Origin of the sequence: Escherichia sp. MOD1-EC6842, from assembly GCF_002965705.1 — a bacterium.
GTDB lineage: Bacteria > Pseudomonadota > Gammaproteobacteria > Enterobacterales > Enterobacteriaceae > Escherichia > Escherichia ruysiae.
This window is the reverse complement of sequence record NZ_PTRF01000071.1, coordinates 1-304: the sequence shown is the minus strand read 5'-3', so window position 1 is coordinate 304 and position 304 is coordinate 1. Positions and strand designations below refer to the sequence as shown.

The following is a 304-nucleotide window of genomic DNA, read 5'->3' as shown; positions in this document are numbered from 1 at the left end:
TTGTGTCAGTAGCGCTGCCGTAGACATACTGGTACCCACCGCTGTTAACGGTTGTATCCGTGACACTGCCACCGCTGTAGACATACTGGTACCCACCGCTGTTAATGGTTGTGTCAGTAGCGCTGCCGTAGACATACTGGTACCCACCGCTGTTAATGGTGGTACTCGTGACACTGCCACCGCTGCTGACATACTGGTTCCCACCGCTGTTAATAGTGGTTCCCGTAGCCTGATGCCCGTTGAGTACAGTGAGCTTGCCTCCGTTCTCCAGCAGCATATTGTTGGCGCTGCCCCCGGCAATACT

1 protein-coding gene is annotated in these 304 nt (G+C 54.9%); it reads right to left on the bottom strand.

The features are described 5' to 3' along the window. The coding region (locus tag A7Z29_RS23140) for an AIDA repeat-containing protein (protein ID WP_198599442.1) at positions 1 to 304 on the bottom strand (304 nt) is incomplete at both ends.